Raw genomic sequence first — 18,388 nt, 5'->3', positions numbered from 1 at the left:
GTTGCCGATCACCGGCGGAACCACCGTACACAACCGGCCAGTTCGCGGGTCAGCCCGCCGGGGCCACCCGTACGGTCTCCACCCAGTCCGGCGGCTGCGGGGCGTCCGCCCCGATCAGCGCGGCGATCACCCGGCAGGGCGGCGAGCCCTCCGGCCAGGGGGTGAAGCCGTCGGTCAGGACCACGACGATCTGCGGCCGGTCCGGCGCGTCCAGCGCGGCCGCGATGCCCACCCCCATGTCGGTGCCGCCGCCCCCGGCGAGCGTCACCTGCTGGGCGCTGGTGACCCGGTTGACGGCCTGTACGTCGGCGTCGCAGGCGAGGACAGCGACCCGGTTGCCGCCGACGCCGACCTCCCGCAGCACCCCGGTCACCTCGCCCAGCGCGGCGGCGAGTTCCTCGTCCCCCATGGAACCGGAGGTGTCGACGACGATCGCGACCCGGGGCAGCGGCCGGCGCAGGCTCGGCAGCACCACCCGGCCGCCCAGCGCGGGGGTGCGGCGCGACGGGCGGCGGTAGGTGTAGTCGACGGCGCCGCCCGCCCAGGCCGCGGCCTCCCGTACCGCCCCGGTGAGGGCGCGCCGCCAGTCGACGACGGGCTCCAGCACCTGTTCCGCCCAGCGCTCCCAGCCACCCGGGACGCTGCCGCGGCCCCGGCCGCGCCGGTGGGCGCGGACGGCCTGCGCGGTGGTCCGGCGCAGGGCCTGCGCCTCCGTCGGGCCGATCCGGGCGGCGCCGTCGGCCGCGCCGAGTTCCCAGGGCGCGGGGACGCCGTGCGCTCCCGAGCCGCAGTCCACGTGCGCGTGCGGCGGCGTGTGCGGGATGGCGGGCAGGTAGCCCTCGAACAGCCCGCCCGCGGGGAGGCCGAAGCGGGCCAATTCCATCCTGCCCTCGGGCAGCGCGAGCCCGTCGGCGAGGAGGTCGTCGTTGATCTCGCAGTCCTGGGCGATGTTGATCCGCACTGGATCGCCCTGGTCGGCGGCGGGGAGGCGGTCGGCCCGGCCGTGGTGGTCGCGCAGCAGGTGGGCGACCTCGTGGATCCACACGCCGGCCAGCTGTGGCACGGGCGTCCGCTCCACGAACGCGGGCGAGACGTAGCAGCGCCAGTGCCGGTCGACGCCCATCGTGGCCACCCCCGTCGGCCCCGGGGAGGGAACGACGGTCAGCGCGTACAGGGCGGAGGCCAGGTAGGGCCGGGATTCGGCCGCAGCGTAACGGGCGGCGAGCAGCTTGGCCCGGTCCAGGGGGCGGTCCACGGTCAGCGGGCGCCGGGCAGGGCCCCGGCCAGCTGGAGCAGTTCCACGAAGGCGTCGATCCCGGCGGGTACGGGCCAGGACAGGTCGCGCATCGCGGCCAGGTCGGCGGCGGCCCGCGCGGCCACGTCGGGCACGCCCGCGTCGACGGCCTTCGCCAGCACCGTCCAGCCCGCCTCCCAGCGGGGCCGGGTGGGCTCGCCCTGGACGGCGGCCACGACCGCGATGAGGCAGGCCAGCTGGCGGTCGCCGCGCTCGGGCAGGGCGAAGGCGTCGGGGTCGGCCAGCACCTTCTCCGGGTCGGGGAGGTCGAGGTGCTCCAGGTAGGCCAGCAGTTCGAGGCCCGCGCCGTCGCCGACGGCGCCGGTGAGCGCGGCGGACAGCGCCTCCCGGCCGGCGCCGGCCGCGTAGCCGGTGGCCAGCAGGCGCAGGGCCATCTCCCAGGTGCGCGGGGAGGGCCAGGCGCGGCCGCGGCCCTCGGCGTCGTTGGGCATGTGGTGGACGAGGCCGGGGCGGGCGGTGAGGAAGCCGGAGATCACGCCGCGGGCGCGGGCGGCCGCGCCGGAGGCCTTGGCGGGGTCGACGGCGGGCAGGGCCGTCTCCGGCCAGGTGCCGGCCATGCCCCGGGCGACCGTACGGGCGTCGTGGGTCCAGTCGAGGTGGACGAAGCGGTTGGCGAGCGGCGGGCTGAGGTGCCAGCCGTCGGCCGCACTGGAGGGCGGGTTGGCCGCCGCGACGATGCGTACGGAGGCGGGCAGTTCGAGGCTGCCGACGCGGCGTTCGAGGACCACGCGCAGGAGCGCGGCCTGGACGGCAGGCGGGGCGGAGGACAGCTCGTCGAAGAAGAGCAGGCCGTGCCCGGTGCGGGCCAGGCGCACCGCCCAGTCCGGCGGAGCCATGGGCACGCCGGTGGTGGCGGGGTCGTCGCCGACGATGGGCAGCCCGGCGAAGTCGGAGGGCTCGTGGACGCTGGCGATGACGGTCTCCAGCCGGACCCCGAGGGCGGCCGCGAGCCGCTCCATGCCGGCCGACTTGCCGATGCCGGGCTCGCCCCACAGCAGGACGGGCTGATTGGCCGTCACCGCGAGGGCCAGGGCCTCCAGCTGGGGGTTGGCGGCGGGTTCGGTACGGGTGGCGCCGAGCCGGGCGTTGAGGGCGTCGGCGGCGGCCAGCGCGGGCGCGGGCCGCGTCGGTGCGGTGGTCATGCTTCCCCTGCCCCGCCGCCGACGGGACCCGTGGGGTCGCCGATGGCCGCGTAGCCGTCGTGGTCGTCGTACTCCTCGTCCTCTTCCCACTCCTCGCGCTCGTCCATGAACTCGTCGTACTCGCCGGAGCCGAGGTCGGGGTGGCGTTCCTCCACCAGCCGCTTGAGGAAGGAGAGGTCGGCCCGCTTGTAGCGGCGCACCACCTGGGCCAGCGACAGGTCCATGTCGTCGACCACGTCGGTGCGGGAGCCGGCCGCGAGGAGGGCGCGGACCAGGGCGGCGGTGCCGCCGTTCTGGACGGCGCACTGGAGCGGGGTGCGGCGGGAGTCGTCCTGCTGCTCCAGGTCGAGTCCGGCCTCCAGGAGCCGGGGCAGCAACTCCTCGTGGCGTACGAAGGGCAGCAGGTGCAGCAGGCCCTGGCCGCGCCCGTTGCGCGCCCGGGGGTCGAGGCCCGCGTCGAGGAGCGCGAGGACGCCGGGGGTGTCGCCGTGCTGGACGCGCTCGAACAGCTCGCGCCGCTCGGCCCGCAGGGCGCGCGGGAGGCGGCCCGCGCCGGTGCTCCAGGCCTCGCGCACGGCGAAGCAGCCCGCGATGGCCCCGCCGAAGGCGCGCATGGCGCGCTCGCGCTGCTGCTCCTCGGCGGTGTGCGGGAGTTCGAGTACGCCGCCGCGCGAACGCACCTCGTGCCACGCTCCGGCGCAGCGCACCCGCACGGGCCGGGGCAGAGCGGGGCCGGGCGGTCCCGAGGCCGGGCCGGCTCCGGGGAACAGCGCCCCGGCGACGAGCGGATGGAGTTCGTGCGGGGCGGTCCGGCCGGAGCGCACCAGGTACGGGGCGGGCAGCGGCTGCCAGACGTAGCCGGGCAGCCGGGTGACGTCGCCCACCGCCTGGGGGTCGACGAGCCGCAGCCGCAGGCCGCTCCCCGCCGCGGGCTCCAGCAGGAGCAGGGCGCGCCAGTGCGGGGAGAAGCGGAACCGCTCCCCCGCGCCGGCCGCCGTCAGGCGGCGGAACTCCTCGGCCAGCCGGACCGGCTCCAGCGGAGTCGATTCCAGCGCCTCCCGGGCGTCGTGACTGGGGTAGAGGTGGCCGCGCCGCTCGAAGGGGGACAGGTCCAGCTCGATCCCGGCCGTGGCGAAGGCGCCCTCCAGGTCACCGCGCCGGTAGAGCTCGGCGGCCCACTCCGTGCGGGCGGCGCGGTCGCCGGGGGCGGGCTCGGCGGAGGGCAGCGCGTCGGCGCCGAGCGGGGTGCCGTCGGCGTGGAAGAAGGGGAGGCGGCCGGCGGGCCCGGCACTGGAGCGGAGTGCGGCGGTGTGCCGGGAGTCCCAGAACCAGCGGGCCAGGGTCCAGTCCTCGGTGATCCAGCCCCCGTAGGCGTGGTGCTTGCGCGCCGGGTCGACCGGCGTGCAGTGCAGCCGCAGCCGCTGCGGGCCGTCGACCATGCCGCGGGTGGTGACGTACAGGGCGGGGGCATCGTCGTCCCGGCCGTAGCGGGCCAGGACGACGCGGCGGCTGGGGGCCAGCACGCTGCGGCCGCCGAGCACCCGGGGCAGGTGCCAGCGCACCAGGTCGGGGACGAGGTGGAGCAGGTCCTCCTCCACCGCCGCGGCGACGGCCGGTCCGTACGCGGCGGCCGGCGCGGGCAGGTCGAAGGCGACCTCGACGCCGGCGGCCGCGCAGGCGGCGCGCCAGTCCCCGGCCTGGCGGTGCGCGCCGGACCGCTCGATCATCCAGCGGGGTACGGCGTAGCGGCGGACGCGCTGCCAGGAGGCGGCGTCCGCGTCGGGCAGGGCGCCGGGCGGCAGGTCTGCGAGGGGGCGCTCGCCGGCCGCGCTCACCGGTACACGCTGCCGATCGCCCGCAGGTCGGGGTGGCCGGGACGGGCGGGGGGCAGCCGCTCGGCGAAGGAGCGCTTGAGGCGGCGGGGGGTGCCGGGGCCGAGGCCGACGTGTTCCAGGGGGCTGTCCTCGGGCAGGGCGGCCAGCAGGCGCTTCGCGCCGCGGCCGGTGATGCCGGTGTGGCGCAGTTCGAGGCGGCGAAGCGGGCTGCCGGGCAGGGCGTCGGCCAGGGCGTACGCGCCCTCGTCGCCGGTGGCGTTGCCGGTGGAGCCGAGGCTGCGCTCCGACAGGACCCGGCCGAGGTCGAGGGACTCGATTCCGCCGAGGGCGTCGGCCAGGGCGCGGGCTCCGGCCACGCCGATGCCGTTGCCGCCCAGGCCCAGGCGCACCGGGCGGGCGGGGCCGGCTGCGGCGGCGGCGGCCGCGAGGACCGCGGCGCCCTCGTCGCCGAGGTGGTTGGCGGGGACGTACAGCTCGCGGACCCCGGCGTCGCGGATCAGGGCGGCGAGCAGCGGGGCCGCTTCGGCGGTGAGGCCGTTGCCGCCGAGGTAGATCCGCTCCAGGGGGGTCTCGCGGGTGCGCAGGGCGTCCAGGAGGAGGCGTACGCCGTCGGCGGTGACGCCGGTGTTGACCAGGTCGAGGGTGCGCAGCGCGGTGTTGCGGCGCAGCAGGGCGGCGAGGGTCCGGGCGCCGTCCTCGTGCAGCGGGTTCCGCTTGAGCCAGAGGGCGCGGACGCCGGTGTCCTCGGCGAGGGCCGCGGCGAGGGCGAGGAGGCCGTCGGGGCCGATGCGGTTGCAGCCGAGGTAGAGGGTGTGCAGCCCGTGCTGGGGGCCGGCCGCGGTGAGGGCGGCGGCGAGGGTGCGGGCGCCCTCGTCGGCGATGGAGTTGGTGCCGAGCAGGAGGTGCGCGGCGTGCGGGGAGGCGGTGGCCGCGGGCAGCAGCCGGGCGGCTCCGGCGGGGCCGAGGCCCTGCTTGCACAGGTCGACGCGGCCGTCGGCGCGCAGGGTGCCGAGGGGGAAGGTCTCGTCGGTCTCGACGGGGTGGTCCTGTGCGAGGCGGGCGAGCAGCGGGTCCAGGGCCGCCGGGTCGGCGAGCGGCAGGTCCGGGTGCTCGATCGCGGGGCACCGTACGGGCGTCGGCCGTGTCATCACCACTCCACCGGTTCCTTCGCCGGCTTCCGGCGACCGAGCAACTTGGGGTACGACCGCCATGACGGCACGGCGGTGCGCGCCGTGCCGTCATGGCGGGAAAGAGAGGCGCAAGACCGGTCGGATTCGAACCGACGTCCTCCAGCTCGATGCTTGGGCGCGACGACCTCTGCGCTACGGCCTTGCTGCGGTGATCATAGCGGCCGGACGGCCGAAAATCGATCACCAGTTTGAATTGTCCGGCCGCTCCGCCGCTCGGCTACCAGTCGCCGTCCTGCACCGGGTCACCGGGACGCGGCGCGTTGCCGAGGTGCTTGACCTGGCCCGGCGCCGGGGGCGCCCAGGGCGTGTGGTCCTCGCCGAGCCAGTCGCCCACCGGCTTGACCTGCTCCAGCGGTCCGGCGGCCGGCAGGTCGGTTCCGCTTTCGTCGTAGTAGTCGTACCAGGGCAGCCCCGCCTTGCTGTAGACGGCCCGGTCCACGGGCGAGGGCGGGGCGTCCTCGCCCGTGATGCGGCGCCACTCGGGCGGCGTGACCAGGTGGACGAAGACCCGTGCGGCCGGGGTGTCCGCCCAGGCGGAGGGCTTCCGGTCGTCGCGGTACACCTCCTGGCGCATCGACCCGCCGACGCCGAGCCCCATCGCCGGGGCGGCGGGCCGCCGGGCGGGGGGCGGGGCCGGCGCGGCGCCCGGGGCGGCCATCGCCATCGGCGCGGGCGGCGGGAACCCGTAGCCGCCGGTCGGCGCGGCCCCGTAGGCGTCGGGCGCCGATCCGGGCGCGGGCGGCGCCCCGCCGAAGCGGGGGCGGTCGGGGCGCGGGCGGTTGGCTTCGCGCCAGGCGGCCAGGGCGTCCGGCTCCAGCGGGAACGCCTGGAGCTGCACCCCGCCCGTGGTTTCCTCGCCGGTGACCTGTCCCTCGACGGTGGCGCCGAGGCCGAGCGGGACGGCGACGAACTGGCGGACCGTCCCGTCGCCCGAGTTGATCCCGTCGAGCCAGGGCTGACGGGGCAGCACCACGTAGTTCTGCGGGTCGCGCGCCAGCCGACCCGTCCACGGCCTGCCCGAGACGGCGCACACCTTGCCGACCCCGACCTGCAGCGCGGCCGGCTCCGTCGAGCCGCCGAAGGCCAGCCACATCGCCTCGCGCAGGTACACCGGCAGCATCACGCCGCCCTTGGCCCGCCACTCCGCGGGGACCGTGTCCGGATAGTCCTCGACCCGGCGCAGCGGGAACTCCCCGAGCCCCGGCGGGAGCGCGTGGGTCCCCGACTCCGGGAGGCGAAGTGTCCGAATGAACCTGATACGCACCCCGTCGCCGAGCAACAGGGTGTTCCCCTCGACCCGCGCCGCGCCCGTCGTCCCGCCCGCTGCCATACACCGGCCCCCTTCTTCGGCTCCGATCCGGTTCCGCCGCAGGATCTGCGGCGGAACCGGATCGTTATCCTCAAGTTTTCCTCAGATGCAGTGACGCTGCGCCCGTCACCCTCCTAGCTTCCTCATACACGTGCCCTCGCGCCTCCGCGGTTCCGCACGTCCCCCCACGCTTCCGCGAGCTTCCCCGTGGTTCCGCGTTCCCCCAGGAAAGAGCAGCACATGAAGGTTCCCAAGGCCGGCGCGGTCGCCGCAGTGATCGCCCTCGCCGCCACCGCCTCCGGCTGTGGCGGTGAAGCCAAGAAGGAACCGATCTCGGTCGGCATCAAGTTCGACCAGCCGGGCATCGGCATGCGCGAGCCCGACGGCACGTTCACCGGCTTCGACGTCGACGTGGCCACGTACGTCGCCAAGGAGCTCGGGTACAAGGCGAACGAGATCGAGTTCAAGCAGGTCTACAGCAACGACCGGGAACTGCTGATCCAGTACAACGAGGTCAAGTTCGTCGCGGCCAGCTACACGATCAACGACAAGCGCCGCGCCCAGGTCGACTTCGCGGGCCCCTACTTCGTCGCCCACCAGGACCTGCTGGTCCGCGCCGACGACAACACGATCACCAAGCCCGAGGACCTCAACACCAAGCGGCTGTGCTCGGTGAGCGGCTCCACCTCCGCGGAGAACGTGCGCAGCAAGCTGGCCCCGAAGGCGGGCGTGCTGGAGCTCGGCGGGTACTCGGAGTGCCTGGTCGCCCTCCAGGACAACCTGGTGGACGCCATGACCACCGACAACTCCATCCTCGCCGGGTACGCGGCCCGCAAGGGCAACGAGGGCAAGTTCAAGCTGGTCGGGCTGAACCTGAGCAACGAGAACTACGGCATCGGCCTCAAGAAGGGCGACTCCGCGCTCCAGAAGAAGATCAACGCGGCGCTCACCAAGATGGTCTCGGACGGCTCCTGGGAGGCGGCCGTGAAGAAGAACTTCGGCCAGGCGAACTACAAGTACGAACCGGCCCCGCGCGTCACCACGGGCAGCTGACACCCAGGCGCGAGGGGCCCCGCCGGATCCGGCGGGGCCCCTCGCGCCTGCCCGCGCGCCTACGCCAGCGGCGCCTTGGCGCGCAGCACCGTCAGGAACTCCCGCATCCAGGCGGAGTGGTCGGGCCAGGCCCTGGCGGAGACCAGGGTGCCGTCGACCACGGCCTCGGAGTCCCGGAACTCGGCGCCGGCGGCCCGCATGTCGAGTTCGAGCGCCGGATACGCGGTGACCGTCCGCCCGCCGAGGGCCCCGCTCGCGGCGGTGATCAGCGGGCCGTGGCAGATCTGGGCGATGGGCTTGTCGGCCCCGGCGAAGGCGGCCAGGATCCGGCGCACCTCGGGGTCGTTGCGCAGGTACTCCGGGGCGCGCCCGCCGGGGACGACCACGGCCGCGTACTCCTCGGGGACCACCTCGGCGAAGGCGAGGTCGGCGGGCCAGGTGTAGCCGGGCTTCTCGGTGTAGGTGTCGAAGCCCTCCTCGAAGTCGTGTACGACGAAGCGCAGCTTCTTGCGCGCGGGGGCCGCGATGTGGACCTCGTACCCCTCCTCCCGGAGCCGCTGGTAGGGGTAGAGGACCTCCAGGGACTCCGCGGCGTCGCCGGTCACGATGAGGATCTTCACTGGCATGGGCTGCTCCAGGGGGGCGCTGTCGACGGCCGGCCGGGCCGTTCGGGGCACCGCCTACCGTGCCCAGCGCCGCGATCCGGGAAACCCCGCCGCGCGCCTGTCCGACACATGGTTTTAACCTGTTCGATACATGACAATGTGAGCCTCGCTTCGCCACCCGACACCCCGCCAACTGCCAGGGCGGGGACGGTGCTTGTGGAGAGGTATCCCCCACGTCATGAGAATCTCCCGTACGGCCCCCTGGGCCGCCGGTCTCGCGGCCGCCGCGCTGTTCCTCATACCGGCCACCGCCACGGCGGGCCCCCAGCGGACGGCGGCGGCTCCCCGCGCCGCGGCCGCCGCGACCAGCGTCGACGACTACTACGCGCCCGCCGCGGGCAAGACCGGCGCCGCGCTGAAGACGGCGCTGCACGACATCATCAAGAACCAGTCCACGGTGACGTACGACGGCGTGTGGAACGCCCTGAAGGTCACCGACCAGGACCCCGCCAACCCGAACAACGTCATCCTGGTGTACTCGGGCCGCTCCCAGTCCAAGAACACCAACGGCGGCGGCGTCGACGACTGGAACCGCGAGCACGTCTGGGCCAAGAGCCACGGCGACTTCGGCACGGCCACCGGCCCCGGCACCGACCTGCACCACCTGCGTCCCGAGGACGTCACGGTCAACAGCACCCGCGGCAACAAGGACTTCGACATGGGCGGCAGCCCGGTCGCCGAGGCCCCCGGCAGCTACACCGACGCCGACTCCTTCGAACCGCGGGACGCGGTCAAGGGCGACGTCGCGCGCATGCTGCTCTACATGGCCGTGCGCTACGAGGGCGGCGACGGCTTCCCCGACCTGGAGATGAACGACAAGGTCAACAACGGCACGGCGCCCCTCTTCGGCCGGATCAGCCTGCTGAAGCAGTGGAACCAGATGGACCCGCCGGACGCCTTCGAGAAGCGGCGCAACCAGGTCATCTTCGACACCTACCAGCACAACCGCAACCCGTTCATCGACCACCCGGAGTGGGTCAACTCCATCTGGTAGACGCCCCGGTGGGCTCGGCGGCTACTTGACGTAGATCTCGTTGAGGGTGTCGATGACCCCTTCCGCGTTCAGGTGGTAGCGGAAGGGGAGGCCCTTGTCCGGGTGGGTGTCCAGCCAGCCGGTCAGCTCGCTGGTGGAGATGGGCTTGCCCATCACCTCCGAGGGCAGGATCGGCGCCGTCGCGGTGATCTCGGCGGTCTCCGAGATCGGGATGTACGTCCACGGGCCCGCCGGTTCGAAGCGACCGGGGCAGCCGTACGTGCCGTGCTGGACGATGAGGCTGGTCATACCGCCCTCGGGCGTGTAGCGCTGCACGGCGATCGTGTCGGGCGCGACAGGCTTCCTGCCGTCCGGGCCGCAGGGTGTCCCGGAGGGCGGGGCCGGCGTGGGCGGTACCTTCCCCGGCGGGGTGGCGGTAGGCGAGGGCTTGGGCGCCGCCCCGGTCTTCGAGGGGGCCGGCACGGCGGTCGTGGCGGTGGGCCCCGCCGGTGCGGCCGCGCTGGGCTTGGCGTCCGGCGCGGCGGCCGGGTCGTCACCGTTCTGACAGGCGCTCAGCGCCAGCATCCCGCACACCGCGAGGACGGCCATGGCCGTCTGCCCCCGTACCGCTCTCATGGTCCGCTCCCTCTGCGAGTTCCGCCGTCGCGCAGACCGTAGCCGCCGGGATCCGGCCGGGCGACGGCCGGAAGGGATTCGTCACCGGGCCGGGATCGGCTTGTTGCGGAGCGCGGACCTCCGGCCCCGCGCGCCGGACGCGCGTGACCGCTCAGCGGGCGCCGGTCAGGGGGCCAGCCGCTGGGCGAGGGCCTGGAACCCGGTCCAGGGCGCCTGCGGCGGGCGCGGGTCCCAGAGCTTCTGGGAGAGCGCGGCCAGGGGCATCCGGATGCCGGCGGCCACCTGGGCCGGGGTCTGCGAGGCGGCCAGGTCGCACCAGACGGCGAGGCGGGCGCCGAGGATCTGGGCGTCGTACGAGGCCGGGACGGCGGCGGTGCCGTGCAGGACGAGCGGGGTCCACTGTTCGTAGATCCGCCTGCCGGTGGGGTAGGTGAACTGGTTCGGCTCGCCGAGCACGTAGTAGAGGTACTCGTCGTTGAGGTTGACCACCTTGCGGCCGGCGGCCAGGTACTCCGCCGGGGGCCGGACTCCGTTCTCCTTGCCGGTCCAGTACTCGGCCTGGATGTCCGGGGCGGCCTGGGCGACCCCGCCCTTGAAGATCCCGTCGTTCCACGCCTTGAGGGCCTTGCCCGAGGGACGGACCACCGCCGCCCGGTCGTTCAGCCAGCCGGTCGCCAGGTCCCGTACCCGGGCCGTGGCCCCGTAGCGGGCCCGCGCGGCCTTCGCGAGCTGCGGGAAGGAGGCCTGCGGGTCACTGACGACGAGTGCCTGGTACTCGTCGGCGCCCAGGTGCCAGAACCCGGCGGGGAACAGCGGCAGGAACTCGCGCAGCAGGTCGTCCACCAGCTTCGCCGACGCCGGGTTGGATATGTCCACCGCTCCCTTGACGGCCCGGCCCGCCGCGTCGCGCAGCTGGAGCTCCGGGTGGGCGCGCAGGACGGCGCCGAGGTGGCCGGGCGAGTCGATCTCGGGGACGACCGCGATGTGCAGCCGGGCGGCGAGGGCGGTGATCTCCCGTACGTCGACCTTGGTGAGGTGCGGGGTGGAGACGATCTCGGGGTGGGTGTCCGACTCGATCCGGAAGGCCTGGTCGTCGGAGAAGTGCAGGCCGAGCTGGTTGAGTTTGAGGTCGGCCATCTCGCGCAGCCGGTCCTCTATCCAGGCGGGGGTGAAGTTCTTGCGGGCGATGTCGAGGTTGAGCCCGCGCTGCGGTTTGGCCGGGGCGTCCTTCACCGTGCCCTCGGGGGCCGAACCGGCGCCGCGTATCTCCTGTTTGAGGGTGCGCGTGCCGTAGAAGACGCCCGCCTCGTCGGGGCCGGTGACGGTGACCCGGCCGCCTTCGACGGTGAGGGTGTACGACTCGGGCGGGCCGGAGCCCTTCGCGCCGAGGGCGAGCCGTACGTCGCCGGGCCCCTGCTGGTCCGATTCGGCGTACCCGAGGTGGAGTTCACCGGCCAGCAGCCGGCCCTCGTCGGCGAGGGCGGCGCTGTCGGCCGGTGCGACGAGGACCCGCGCGGCGGGGGTGGGCTTCCAGCCGGGGCCCTGGGCGGGCGTGTGCTCCCGTACGGACGGGACGGTGCGCGGGGCGGTGGACAGCGGGTACGAGGAGGCCGGCGGCGGGGTCGGGGTGGCGGAGGTGCCGGCGGCCGGGCTCGTGGCGCCCCGCGGGGCGGTGGTGCTGGGAGCGGCGCCGTGCTCCTCGGCCCCGGCGGAGCACGCCGGTACGGCGAAGGAGACCAGGGCGGCGGCCGCTGCCGTCGCGATGGTCCGTCCTCTTCGGAGCCTTCTGTTCGTCTTCCGCATGATGCACCGGTCCCCCGTACCAAGTTGGCACGGGGGAGCCGTGTGCGCGACCCGGAGCGGAGGGGGGATGCCCCGGGCCCGGCGGAGTCAGGCGAGGGCGCGGGACAGGACCTCCAGGGCGGCCTCGCCGAAGCCGTGGTCCTGCTCGGGGGCGCCGCCGCCGATGCCCACGGCTCCGACGAGGTGGCCGTCGCGGTGGACCGGGAGGCCGCCCGCGATGAACAGCAGCGGCCGGTCGAGGGCGGTGGGCAGGGAGTGGAAGGGGCCGCCGGGCAGGACGGCCTCGGTCAGGGCGGCGGTGGGGGCGTTGAGCTGGAGGGCCGTGTAGGCCTTGCGGGTGCTGGTCTCGCCGGAGATCAGGACGGCCCGGTCGTCGCGGCGGAAGGCCAGCGGGTGGCCGCCCGCGTCCAGGACGGTGACGCTGACGGCGACCCCGGCCGCCTCGGCGGCGGTGCGGGCCGCGGTGACGAGCAGTTCGGCGTCCTCGGTGGTCAGCGGGGAGATGGCGGTCCGGGTGGTGGTACGGGACATTGCGGTGCGCTCCTGTTGCGGGGGGATCGAAGGGGGATCCGGGGGGATCCGGGGGATTCCGGGGATCGTGCGGGTCAGTGGTGGGCGGGTGCGGGGGTGGCCGAGGGGGCTCCGGCCGCTACGACGCGGCTCCCGGCCGCCGCGCGGCGGTGCGTACGGCGTTCCAGCGCGCCGGAGACGAGGGCCAGGACCAGGGCGGAGGCGGCGAGGGCGGCACCGACCCAGTTGGGTGCGGTCCAGCCGAAGCCGGCGCTGATGACCAGGCCGCCGAGCCAGGCGGCGAGGGCGTTGCCCAGGTTGAAGGCGCCGATGTTGACGGCGGAGGCCAGCGTGGGGGCTCCGGAGGCCTGGTCGAGGACCCGCTTCTGCAGCGGCGGGACGGTCGCGAAGCCGAGGGCGCCGATGAGGGCGACGGTGACGGCGGCGCCCGCCTTGCTGTGGGCGGTGAGGGTGAAGGCGGCCAGGACCAGGGACAGGGCGCCGAGGGAGACGTACAGCATCGGCATCAGGGCCCGGTCGGCGAAGCGGCCCCCGACGAGGTTGCCGGCGACCATGCCCAGGCCGAAGAGGACCAGCAGCCAGGTGACGGAGGTGTCGGCGAAGCCGGCGACGTTCGTGAGCATCGGGGTGATGTAGGTGATCGCCGCGAAGACGCCGCCGAAGCCGAGGACGGTCATGGCCATGGCCAGCAGCACCTGGACGTTGCGGAAGGCGGCCAGTTCGTGGCGGATCCGTACGCCCTCGGGGCGGGGCAGTTCGGGGACCAGGCGGGCGATGCCGAGCAGGCCGAGGACGCCGAGGGCGGCGACGACCAGGAAGGTGACGCGCCAGCCGAGGTGCTGGCCGACGAGGGTGCCGAGCGGGACGCCGACCACGTTGGCCACGGTCAGGCCGGTGAACATCATGGCGATGGCTCCGGCCTTGCGCTCGGGCGCCACGAGTCCGGCGGCGACGACCGCCCCGATCCCGAAGAAGGCTCCGTGGGCGAGGGAGGCGACGACCCGGCCCGCGAGCATCACCCCGAAGGCGGGGGCGAGCGCGGAGAGCACGTTGCCGGCGACGAACAGGGCCATGAGCAGCATCAGCATCCGCTTGCGGGGGACGCGCGTGCCGAGGACGGTCATCACCGGGGCCCCGAGGACGACGCCGAGGGCGTACCCGGTGACGAGGAGGCCCGCGGTCGGGATCGAGACGCCGTACCCGGCGGCGACCTCGGGTAGCAGGCCCATGATCACGAACTCGGTGGTGCCGATCCCGAAGGCTCCGATGGCGAGGGCGAGGAGCGCGAGAGGCATGACGTGCGGCCTTTCGGGGTGGGGGGGACAGTTGGGGGAAACCGGCCAGGATCTTGTGTCGGCCGTTTACAGTCGTCCACATTAATTGCAGACGCGGGATAAATGCAAACGCGGGCTATTGCGCGGGTCGCCTATCCTGGGCGGTACGCGCACGCGCACGCGGTACGCGTACGGCTTGACGACGGAGGACCCCATGACGGCCACGGACAGCGCCCCGATCCCCCTCGCCCAGGGCTGGTGCGCCCTCTCCCTCCTCCACGGCCGGATCGAGGCGCACCTGGAGCGGGCCCTCCAGGCGGGCCACGGGCTGAGCGTGCGCGAGTACTCCCTGCTGGACGTGCTCAGCCGCCAGCACGACGGTCCGGGCGGCCACCTGCGGATGCACCAGGTCGCCGAGTCCGTGGTGCTCAGCCAGAGCGCGACGACCCGGCTGGTCAGCCGGCTGGAGGACCGCGGCCTGCTCAACCGCTACCTGTGCGACACCGACCGGCGCGGCATCTACACCGACGTCAGCCAGGCGGGCCTGGACCTCCTGGCCCAGGCCCGTCCCACCAACGCCGCCGCCCTGCGCGAGGCCCTCGACGAGGCGGCCGGCCGCCCGGAGCTGGCCCCGCTGGTCACCGCGGTCGAGAACCTGCGCGCCTAGCGGGCCTGCGCGCCCGCCCGCCGCCGGGCTTTCGTCCGGTCGGCGGCTTACGGCGCGCGCGGCCCGGCTGCGAGGCTGAGGAGCGGTCCGGCGAACCGAGCGTGTTGGAGGATGGCGCATGCCCCTGGGGAACTACGGAGTGCTGGCCGCGCGGGCCGTCGAACGGCATCGTGAGGGAGGCACCAACTCACCGCACTACGAGGTGCACCTCCTCGACGACGCCGGAACCCACTACCGGGCCGCCGTCAACGTCCGCTCCAAGGTCGCGCCGCACGAGCTGATGTACGTGGTCGTGGACGACTTCCGCCATCCGCTGACGCAGCGGCTCCCGGCGGCGGGCAGCGGCTGGAAGCACCTGGACGGCCAGGCGGGCGGCGCGGCCCTCGACTTCGTCCGCGGCAACCTCTTCGACCCCGCCGCCATGCGGGTGCTGCCCCCGGACCTCCCGGGTGTCGACAACGACCTGTCCGACCTGTTCGACCACTACGTCCAGCGCGCGATCGCGGACCACGCCATCGCCCTGTACGTCTTCGGGGACCGCTTCGGCCCCGAGCCCGGCAAGAAGGACTCGGAGTTCGGCTTCCAGCCCTCCGACGGCGTGCACGAGATCCACATGAACCAGGGCAACAGCAAGGGGTTCGAGCCGCAGGACGGGGTCTGGCAGGACGGCGGTCTGCTCTTCCACCTGCCCGCCGAGGACCGGTGGGTCGCGGTGTTCCTCGCCTTCCAGTCCCAGAAGTGGCACACCGACCCCGTCACCGGCCACGCGATCCCCGGCTCCCCGGAGCGGCTGGCCGGCGCCGAGGCACCCCTGACGGTCATCGCCGCCCTGGTCAACCCGGGCGGACCGGCGCCGCGGGCGGGGACCGTGACGCTGCTGAACACCTCCGCCGTCCCGCTGGACCTCACCGGCTGGCGCCTGACCGACGAGGGCGGGCACCCGCTCCCGCTGCCCGCCCGGAAGCTGGGGGCGGGCGCCACGCTCACCGTCGACGCCGGCGAGGGCGGCGGTTTCCGGCTCGGCGACCAGGGCGGCACCATCACCCTCCTGGACCCCTCGGGCCTCAAGGTGCACGGCGTGGCCTACACCGCCCGGCAGGCTTCCGCCGAGGGCCGGACGATCACCTTCTGACCGCCCGCTACCCCTTCGAGGGCGGCGGGCTCGGAAACGCCGTCGGCCCGCCGGAGGCCCGGGAGGGCACGGCCGAGCCCTGGGCCGGGCCGTGCGTGGCCGGCGGAGTCGGCCGGGCCGGACGGCCCGAGGGCGGCGCCGGACTCGGGGTCGGCGTCAGGCGGGGGCCCGGGCTCTGCGACGGCGGCACCGACGGCACCGCCGAGGGCGACGGGCCCGACGGCGGGCTCGGGGTCGGTGTCGGGACCGGGGTGAGCTCCGGCGGCGCGGCGGGCGGGACCGGACGGACCGGCGCCTCGTCGGGGCCCAGGACCAGGTAGCCGGCCAGGGCCGCCGCCGCCAGCCCGGACAGCCCCGCGAAGGCCCAGGCCGAGCGGCGCAGCCGGACCCGGCGCGCCGCGCGGTGCGGGCCGGGCGGGTCGGCCGGGCGCAGCGAGCGCACGGTCACCTCCTCGGCCCGCGCCTCCAGGGCCTCCCGGAGCCGGCGCTCCACGGCGCGTTCGGCGGTCATACCCGTCCTTCCAGAATCCGTTCCAGCGCGTCCAGGGCGCGGCTGGCGTTCGACTTCACCGAGCCCCGGCTGATGCCGAGGGTCTCGGCGATCTCCGCCTCGCTGAGGTCGGCCCAGTACCGGAGCACCAGCACCTGGCGGCGGCGCGGGGTCAGCCGGCCCAGCGCCGCCAGGACCTCGCGGTGGGCCTCGTCCAGGACGACGGAGGCCTCGGCGGAGGGCACGTCGGCCGTGACCGGGGGGACCCAGGCGCGGGCGGTGCGGCGGCGGCGCAGCACGGAGCGCGCGGTGTTGACCACGGCGGTGCGCAGGTAGCCGAGGGCGTTGTCCACCTCCGCGATCTGCTCCCCGTAGCGGCGGTAGAGGGCGGTGAAGGCGTCCTGGACCACGTCCTCGGCGGTGCCCAGGTCGTCGACGAGGAGCACCGCGAGCCGGACCATGGACAGCCGGTGGGCGTGGTACAGCTCGGTCACGGTCGGCGCGGGGGCGGTGTCGCCCGGGTCCCGGCCGGCCGTGCCGTAGGTGTACGGGTGGGGGCGCGCGCCGGGGCCGGCCGGCGGGGCGGGGGTGTCGCGGCGGGTGAGCCACCGCCACCAGCCCCGGCGTGCCCGAGGGGATGCGGGCACGGCGGGGCCGGCGGACGGTGCGAGTACGAGCACGGGGTTCCTCAGTTGCCGGCGCGGCGCCGCACGGTGTAGAGGGCTCCGGCGCCCACGGCGACGAGCCCGGCCGCTCCGGCGCCGAGGGCGACGGTGGTCGCCGAGGACCCAGTATGCGCGAGCTCGGAGCCCTCACCGGAGGCGGGCGCCGCCGACGGCTGGGGGCTGCCGGGCTGCGAGACGGACGGGCTGGGGGTGGCGCCCGGCGGCAGGGACGGCACGGCCGAGGGCTTGCCGCCGCCCGGGTGGGTCGGGGCCGGGCTGGGCGTGGCGCTGCCGCCGGGGTGCGAAGGCACCGCGGTGGGCTGCCCGTTGGCCGGCTGCGAGGGGACCGGGTGCGGCGCCGCGGAGGCGGAGGGCGGGGCGGGCGTGGCGGAAGCCCCCTGCGCGGCGAAGGCCGGCCCGCCGAGGGCGACGACCGCCCCGGCGGCGGCAGCGACGGCGGCCGCCCGGCGGGCGGACTGGGGAACGCGCTTCAGGTTCTTCACGGTGCATCTCCACGGTCGGTTCGAGGACGCGGAACTCCGCCCTTCACCCCCGCACGACGCGCGACGGGCCGATCGGTTGCCGCCGCTCCCGAAAAACTTTCCGCGCCGTCCGTCAGGGGCGCGGCGGCGGCCACGGAACCTCGGCCAGCAGGGACAGCAGGGTCTCCTCCTCGTGGTCGAGGTGGGCCGTCAGCTCGGCCGTCATCCGGGCCAGTCGGGCGCGGAACCGCTCGGGATCGGCGATCTCCAGCCCGGCCAGCAGGGTGACCAGCTCCTCCTGGATCCGGGCGACCGTGCGGTGCTCCTCGCGCAGCCGCTCGAAGGTGTCCGCCAGGTGCGGGTGGTGGGCGAGGGTCGCGGGGAAGACGTGCCCGTCCTCGCCCGCGTGGTGGAAGGCGAGGGCCTGGCAGAAGGCCAGGCAGCGCTGGCGTATCTGGAGCCCGAGCCCGGGCGCGGGCGGCCGGCCCGGCCCGGTGTGGGCGGCGCGGGCCGCGAAGTGGGCCTCGGTCTCGGCGCTCACGTGGCCGAGCTGTGCCCGCAGCCAGGTGTGGACCTCCAGGATCTTGTCGGCCAGGGTGCGGACCTCGCCCGGGGACCGCCATCCGTCGGGGGCGGCGGAATCCAGGACCACGACGGGCAGGAGGCGGTCGGTACGCGCCTGGTACTCGGCGAATCCGGGGGCCGTGCGCAGGACCTCCGCGAAGAGTTCCGCACGCCGGGCCCCTTCGGCGGGGACGGCGAGGGCCTCGAAGGCGTCGGCGCCGAGTTCCACGCGCACCTGGGGGTGGGCGAGGAGGTTGTGGTACCAGGCGGGGTGGCTGGGCGCCCCGAGGTTGGAGGCCACCACCAGCAGGGCGTCGCCGTGGCGGACGTAGCCGAGCGGGGTGGTGTGCGGGGCGCCGGAGCGGGCGCCGGTGGTGGTCAGCAGGAGCAGGTCGGCGCCTTCGAAGGGGCCGCCGACCTTGCCCCGGCGGGTCCGGAACTCCTCGATGACGGACTGGTTGAAGGACGTGGGCGTGGGCACGGGTGGGTCTCCAGGCAGGGCTGGGCACGCCGGTCGACGCCCGTTGGGGGCGTCGGAGCGGCGTACGCGGGAACGCGCGGGTGCGCGGGGAAGAAGGGGCGCTGCGGCGCGGCGGCCGGAGCGCGGAGCGGGAGCCGTGCGTACGGCTCGGGCTCCGGGTCAACTACGGGGTGTGGATGGC

At 75.1% G+C, this 18,388-nt stretch carries 18 protein-coding genes and 1 tRNA gene; 4 read left to right on the top strand and 15 right to left on the bottom strand.

What is annotated here, in order from left to right; all coding sequences use genetic code 11:
• Positions 1–49 precede the first annotated feature (49 nt).
• From ACFY0O_RS12205 to ACFY0O_RS12180, 6 genes are all read right to left on the bottom strand, one after another.
• Positions 50–1,255, bottom strand: a complete 1,206-nt coding sequence (locus tag ACFY0O_RS12205) for a VWA-like domain-containing protein (RefSeq protein ID WP_388945992.1) — start codon at positions 1,253–1,255, stop codon at positions 50–52.
• Positions 1,256–1,257: 2 nt separating this feature from the next.
• Positions 1,258–2,457, bottom strand: a complete 1,200-nt coding sequence (locus ACFY0O_RS12200; RefSeq protein WP_388945989.1) for an AAA family ATPase — start codon at positions 2,455–2,457, stop codon at positions 1,258–1,260.
• Complete coding sequence (locus tag ACFY0O_RS12195; RefSeq protein WP_388945986.1) at positions 2,454–4,292, bottom strand: ankyrin repeat domain-containing protein; 1,839 nt, start codon at positions 4,290–4,292, stop codon at positions 2,454–2,456. The genes ACFY0O_RS12200 and ACFY0O_RS12195 overlap by 4 nt, the downstream gene beginning before the upstream one ends.
• Complete coding sequence (locus tag ACFY0O_RS12190; protein ID WP_388945983.1) at positions 4,289–5,440, bottom strand: gala protein; 1,152 nt, start codon at positions 5,438–5,440, stop codon at positions 4,289–4,291. Before ACFY0O_RS12190 ends, ACFY0O_RS12195 begins: the two co-directional genes overlap by 4 nt.
• A 111-nt stretch (positions 5,441–5,551) precedes the next feature.
• Positions 5,552–5,624 (bottom strand) — tRNA-Arg (locus ACFY0O_RS12185).
• 75 nt (positions 5,625–5,699) lie between these two features.
• Positions 5,700–6,812: a hypothetical protein gene (locus ACFY0O_RS12180; RefSeq protein ID WP_388945980.1), complete on the bottom strand. Its 1,113-nt coding sequence runs from the start codon at positions 6,810–6,812 to the stop codon at positions 5,700–5,702.
• Between the two features lie 219 nt (positions 6,813–7,031).
• On the opposite strand from ACFY0O_RS12180, the gene ACFY0O_RS12175 reads away from it, so the two are divergent.
• Entirely contained in the window at positions 7,032–7,844 is an 813-nt protein-coding gene (locus ACFY0O_RS12175; protein WP_388945978.1) for a glutamate ABC transporter substrate-binding protein, read from the top strand.
• Positions 7,845–7,903: 59 nt separating this feature from the next.
• Here ACFY0O_RS12175 and ACFY0O_RS12170 read toward each other — a convergent pair whose 3' ends face one another.
• Positions 7,904–8,470 (bottom strand): DJ-1/PfpI family protein, encoded by a 567-nt coding sequence (locus tag ACFY0O_RS12170; protein ID WP_388945975.1) that lies wholly within the window; start codon positions 8,468–8,470, stop codon positions 7,904–7,906.
• A gap of 217 nt (positions 8,471–8,687) precedes the next feature.
• On the opposite strand from ACFY0O_RS12170, the gene ACFY0O_RS12165 reads away from it, so the two are divergent.
• Positions 8,688–9,503 carry an endonuclease gene (locus ACFY0O_RS12165; RefSeq protein WP_344157577.1) on the top strand — a complete coding sequence of 272 codons (816 nt, stop codon included), beginning with the start codon at positions 8,688–8,690 and terminating at the stop codon, positions 9,501–9,503.
• Between the two features lie 21 nt (positions 9,504–9,524).
• Here ACFY0O_RS12165 and ACFY0O_RS12160 read toward each other — a convergent pair whose 3' ends face one another.
• The 4 genes from ACFY0O_RS12160 to ACFY0O_RS12145 all read right to left on the bottom strand — a co-directional run bounded on the left by ACFY0O_RS12160 (position 9,525) and on the right by ACFY0O_RS12145 (position 13,747).
• A complete protein-coding gene (locus ACFY0O_RS12160; protein WP_388945972.1) occupies positions 9,525–10,118 on the bottom strand; it encodes a hypothetical protein in 594 nt (197 codons plus the stop codon).
• 165 nt (positions 10,119–10,283) lie between these two features.
• Entirely contained in the window at positions 10,284–11,921 is a 1,638-nt protein-coding gene (locus ACFY0O_RS12155; RefSeq protein ID WP_388945970.1) for a family 20 glycosylhydrolase, read from the bottom strand.
• An 87-nt stretch (positions 11,922–12,008) separates the two neighbouring features.
• Complete coding sequence (locus ACFY0O_RS12150; protein ID WP_388945967.1) at positions 12,009–12,452, bottom strand: heme-binding protein; 444 nt, start codon at positions 12,450–12,452, stop codon at positions 12,009–12,011.
• A gap of 74 nt (positions 12,453–12,526) precedes the next feature.
• The gene (locus ACFY0O_RS12145) at positions 12,527–13,747 is read right to left on the bottom strand and encodes an MFS transporter (RefSeq protein WP_388945965.1); all 1,221 of its coding nucleotides are present in this window, start codon (positions 13,745–13,747) and stop codon (positions 12,527–12,529) included.
• A gap of 193 nt (positions 13,748–13,940) precedes the next feature.
• On the opposite strand from ACFY0O_RS12145, the gene ACFY0O_RS12140 reads away from it, so the two are divergent.
• On the top strand, positions 13,941–14,393 hold the full coding sequence (locus ACFY0O_RS12140; RefSeq protein ID WP_388945962.1) for a MarR family winged helix-turn-helix transcriptional regulator: 453 nt from the start codon (positions 13,941–13,943) through the stop codon (positions 14,391–14,393).
• Between the two features lie 118 nt (positions 14,394–14,511).
• The gene (locus ACFY0O_RS12135; protein ID WP_388945959.1) at positions 14,512–15,525 is read left to right on the top strand and encodes a DUF2278 family protein; all 1,014 of its coding nucleotides are present in this window, start codon (positions 14,512–14,514) and stop codon (positions 15,523–15,525) included.
• A 7-nt stretch (positions 15,526–15,532) separates the two neighbouring features.
• Here the strand turns inward: ACFY0O_RS12135 and ACFY0O_RS12130 are convergent, their stop codons facing one another.
• From ACFY0O_RS12130 to ACFY0O_RS12115, 4 genes are all read right to left on the bottom strand, one after another.
• Positions 15,533–16,036: a hypothetical protein gene (locus ACFY0O_RS12130; RefSeq protein ID WP_388945956.1), complete on the bottom strand. Its 504-nt coding sequence runs from the start codon at positions 16,034–16,036 to the stop codon at positions 15,533–15,535.
• A complete protein-coding gene (locus ACFY0O_RS12125; RefSeq protein WP_388945953.1) occupies positions 16,033–16,695 on the bottom strand; it encodes an RNA polymerase sigma factor in 663 nt (220 codons plus the stop codon). Before ACFY0O_RS12125 ends, ACFY0O_RS12130 begins: the two co-directional genes overlap by 4 nt.
• An 8-nt stretch (positions 16,696–16,703) precedes the next feature.
• Positions 16,704–17,183, bottom strand: a complete 480-nt coding sequence (locus ACFY0O_RS12120) for an LAETG motif-containing sortase-dependent surface protein (protein ID WP_388945950.1) — start codon at positions 17,181–17,183, stop codon at positions 16,704–16,706.
• A gap of 112 nt (positions 17,184–17,295) precedes the next feature.
• Positions 17,296–18,207, bottom strand: a complete 912-nt coding sequence (locus ACFY0O_RS12115; protein ID WP_388945947.1) for a nitroreductase/quinone reductase family protein — start codon at positions 18,205–18,207, stop codon at positions 17,296–17,298.
• Between the last annotated feature and the right edge of the window lie 181 nt (positions 18,208–18,388).

It is taken from the genome of Streptomyces sp. NPDC001594, from assembly GCF_042893675.1.
In the GTDB taxonomy this organism is placed as follows: domain Bacteria; phylum Actinomycetota; class Actinomycetes; order Streptomycetales; family Streptomycetaceae; genus Streptomyces.
The sequence above is the reverse complement of the archived record's forward strand: the minus strand, read 5'-3'. Positions and strand labels throughout refer to the sequence as shown.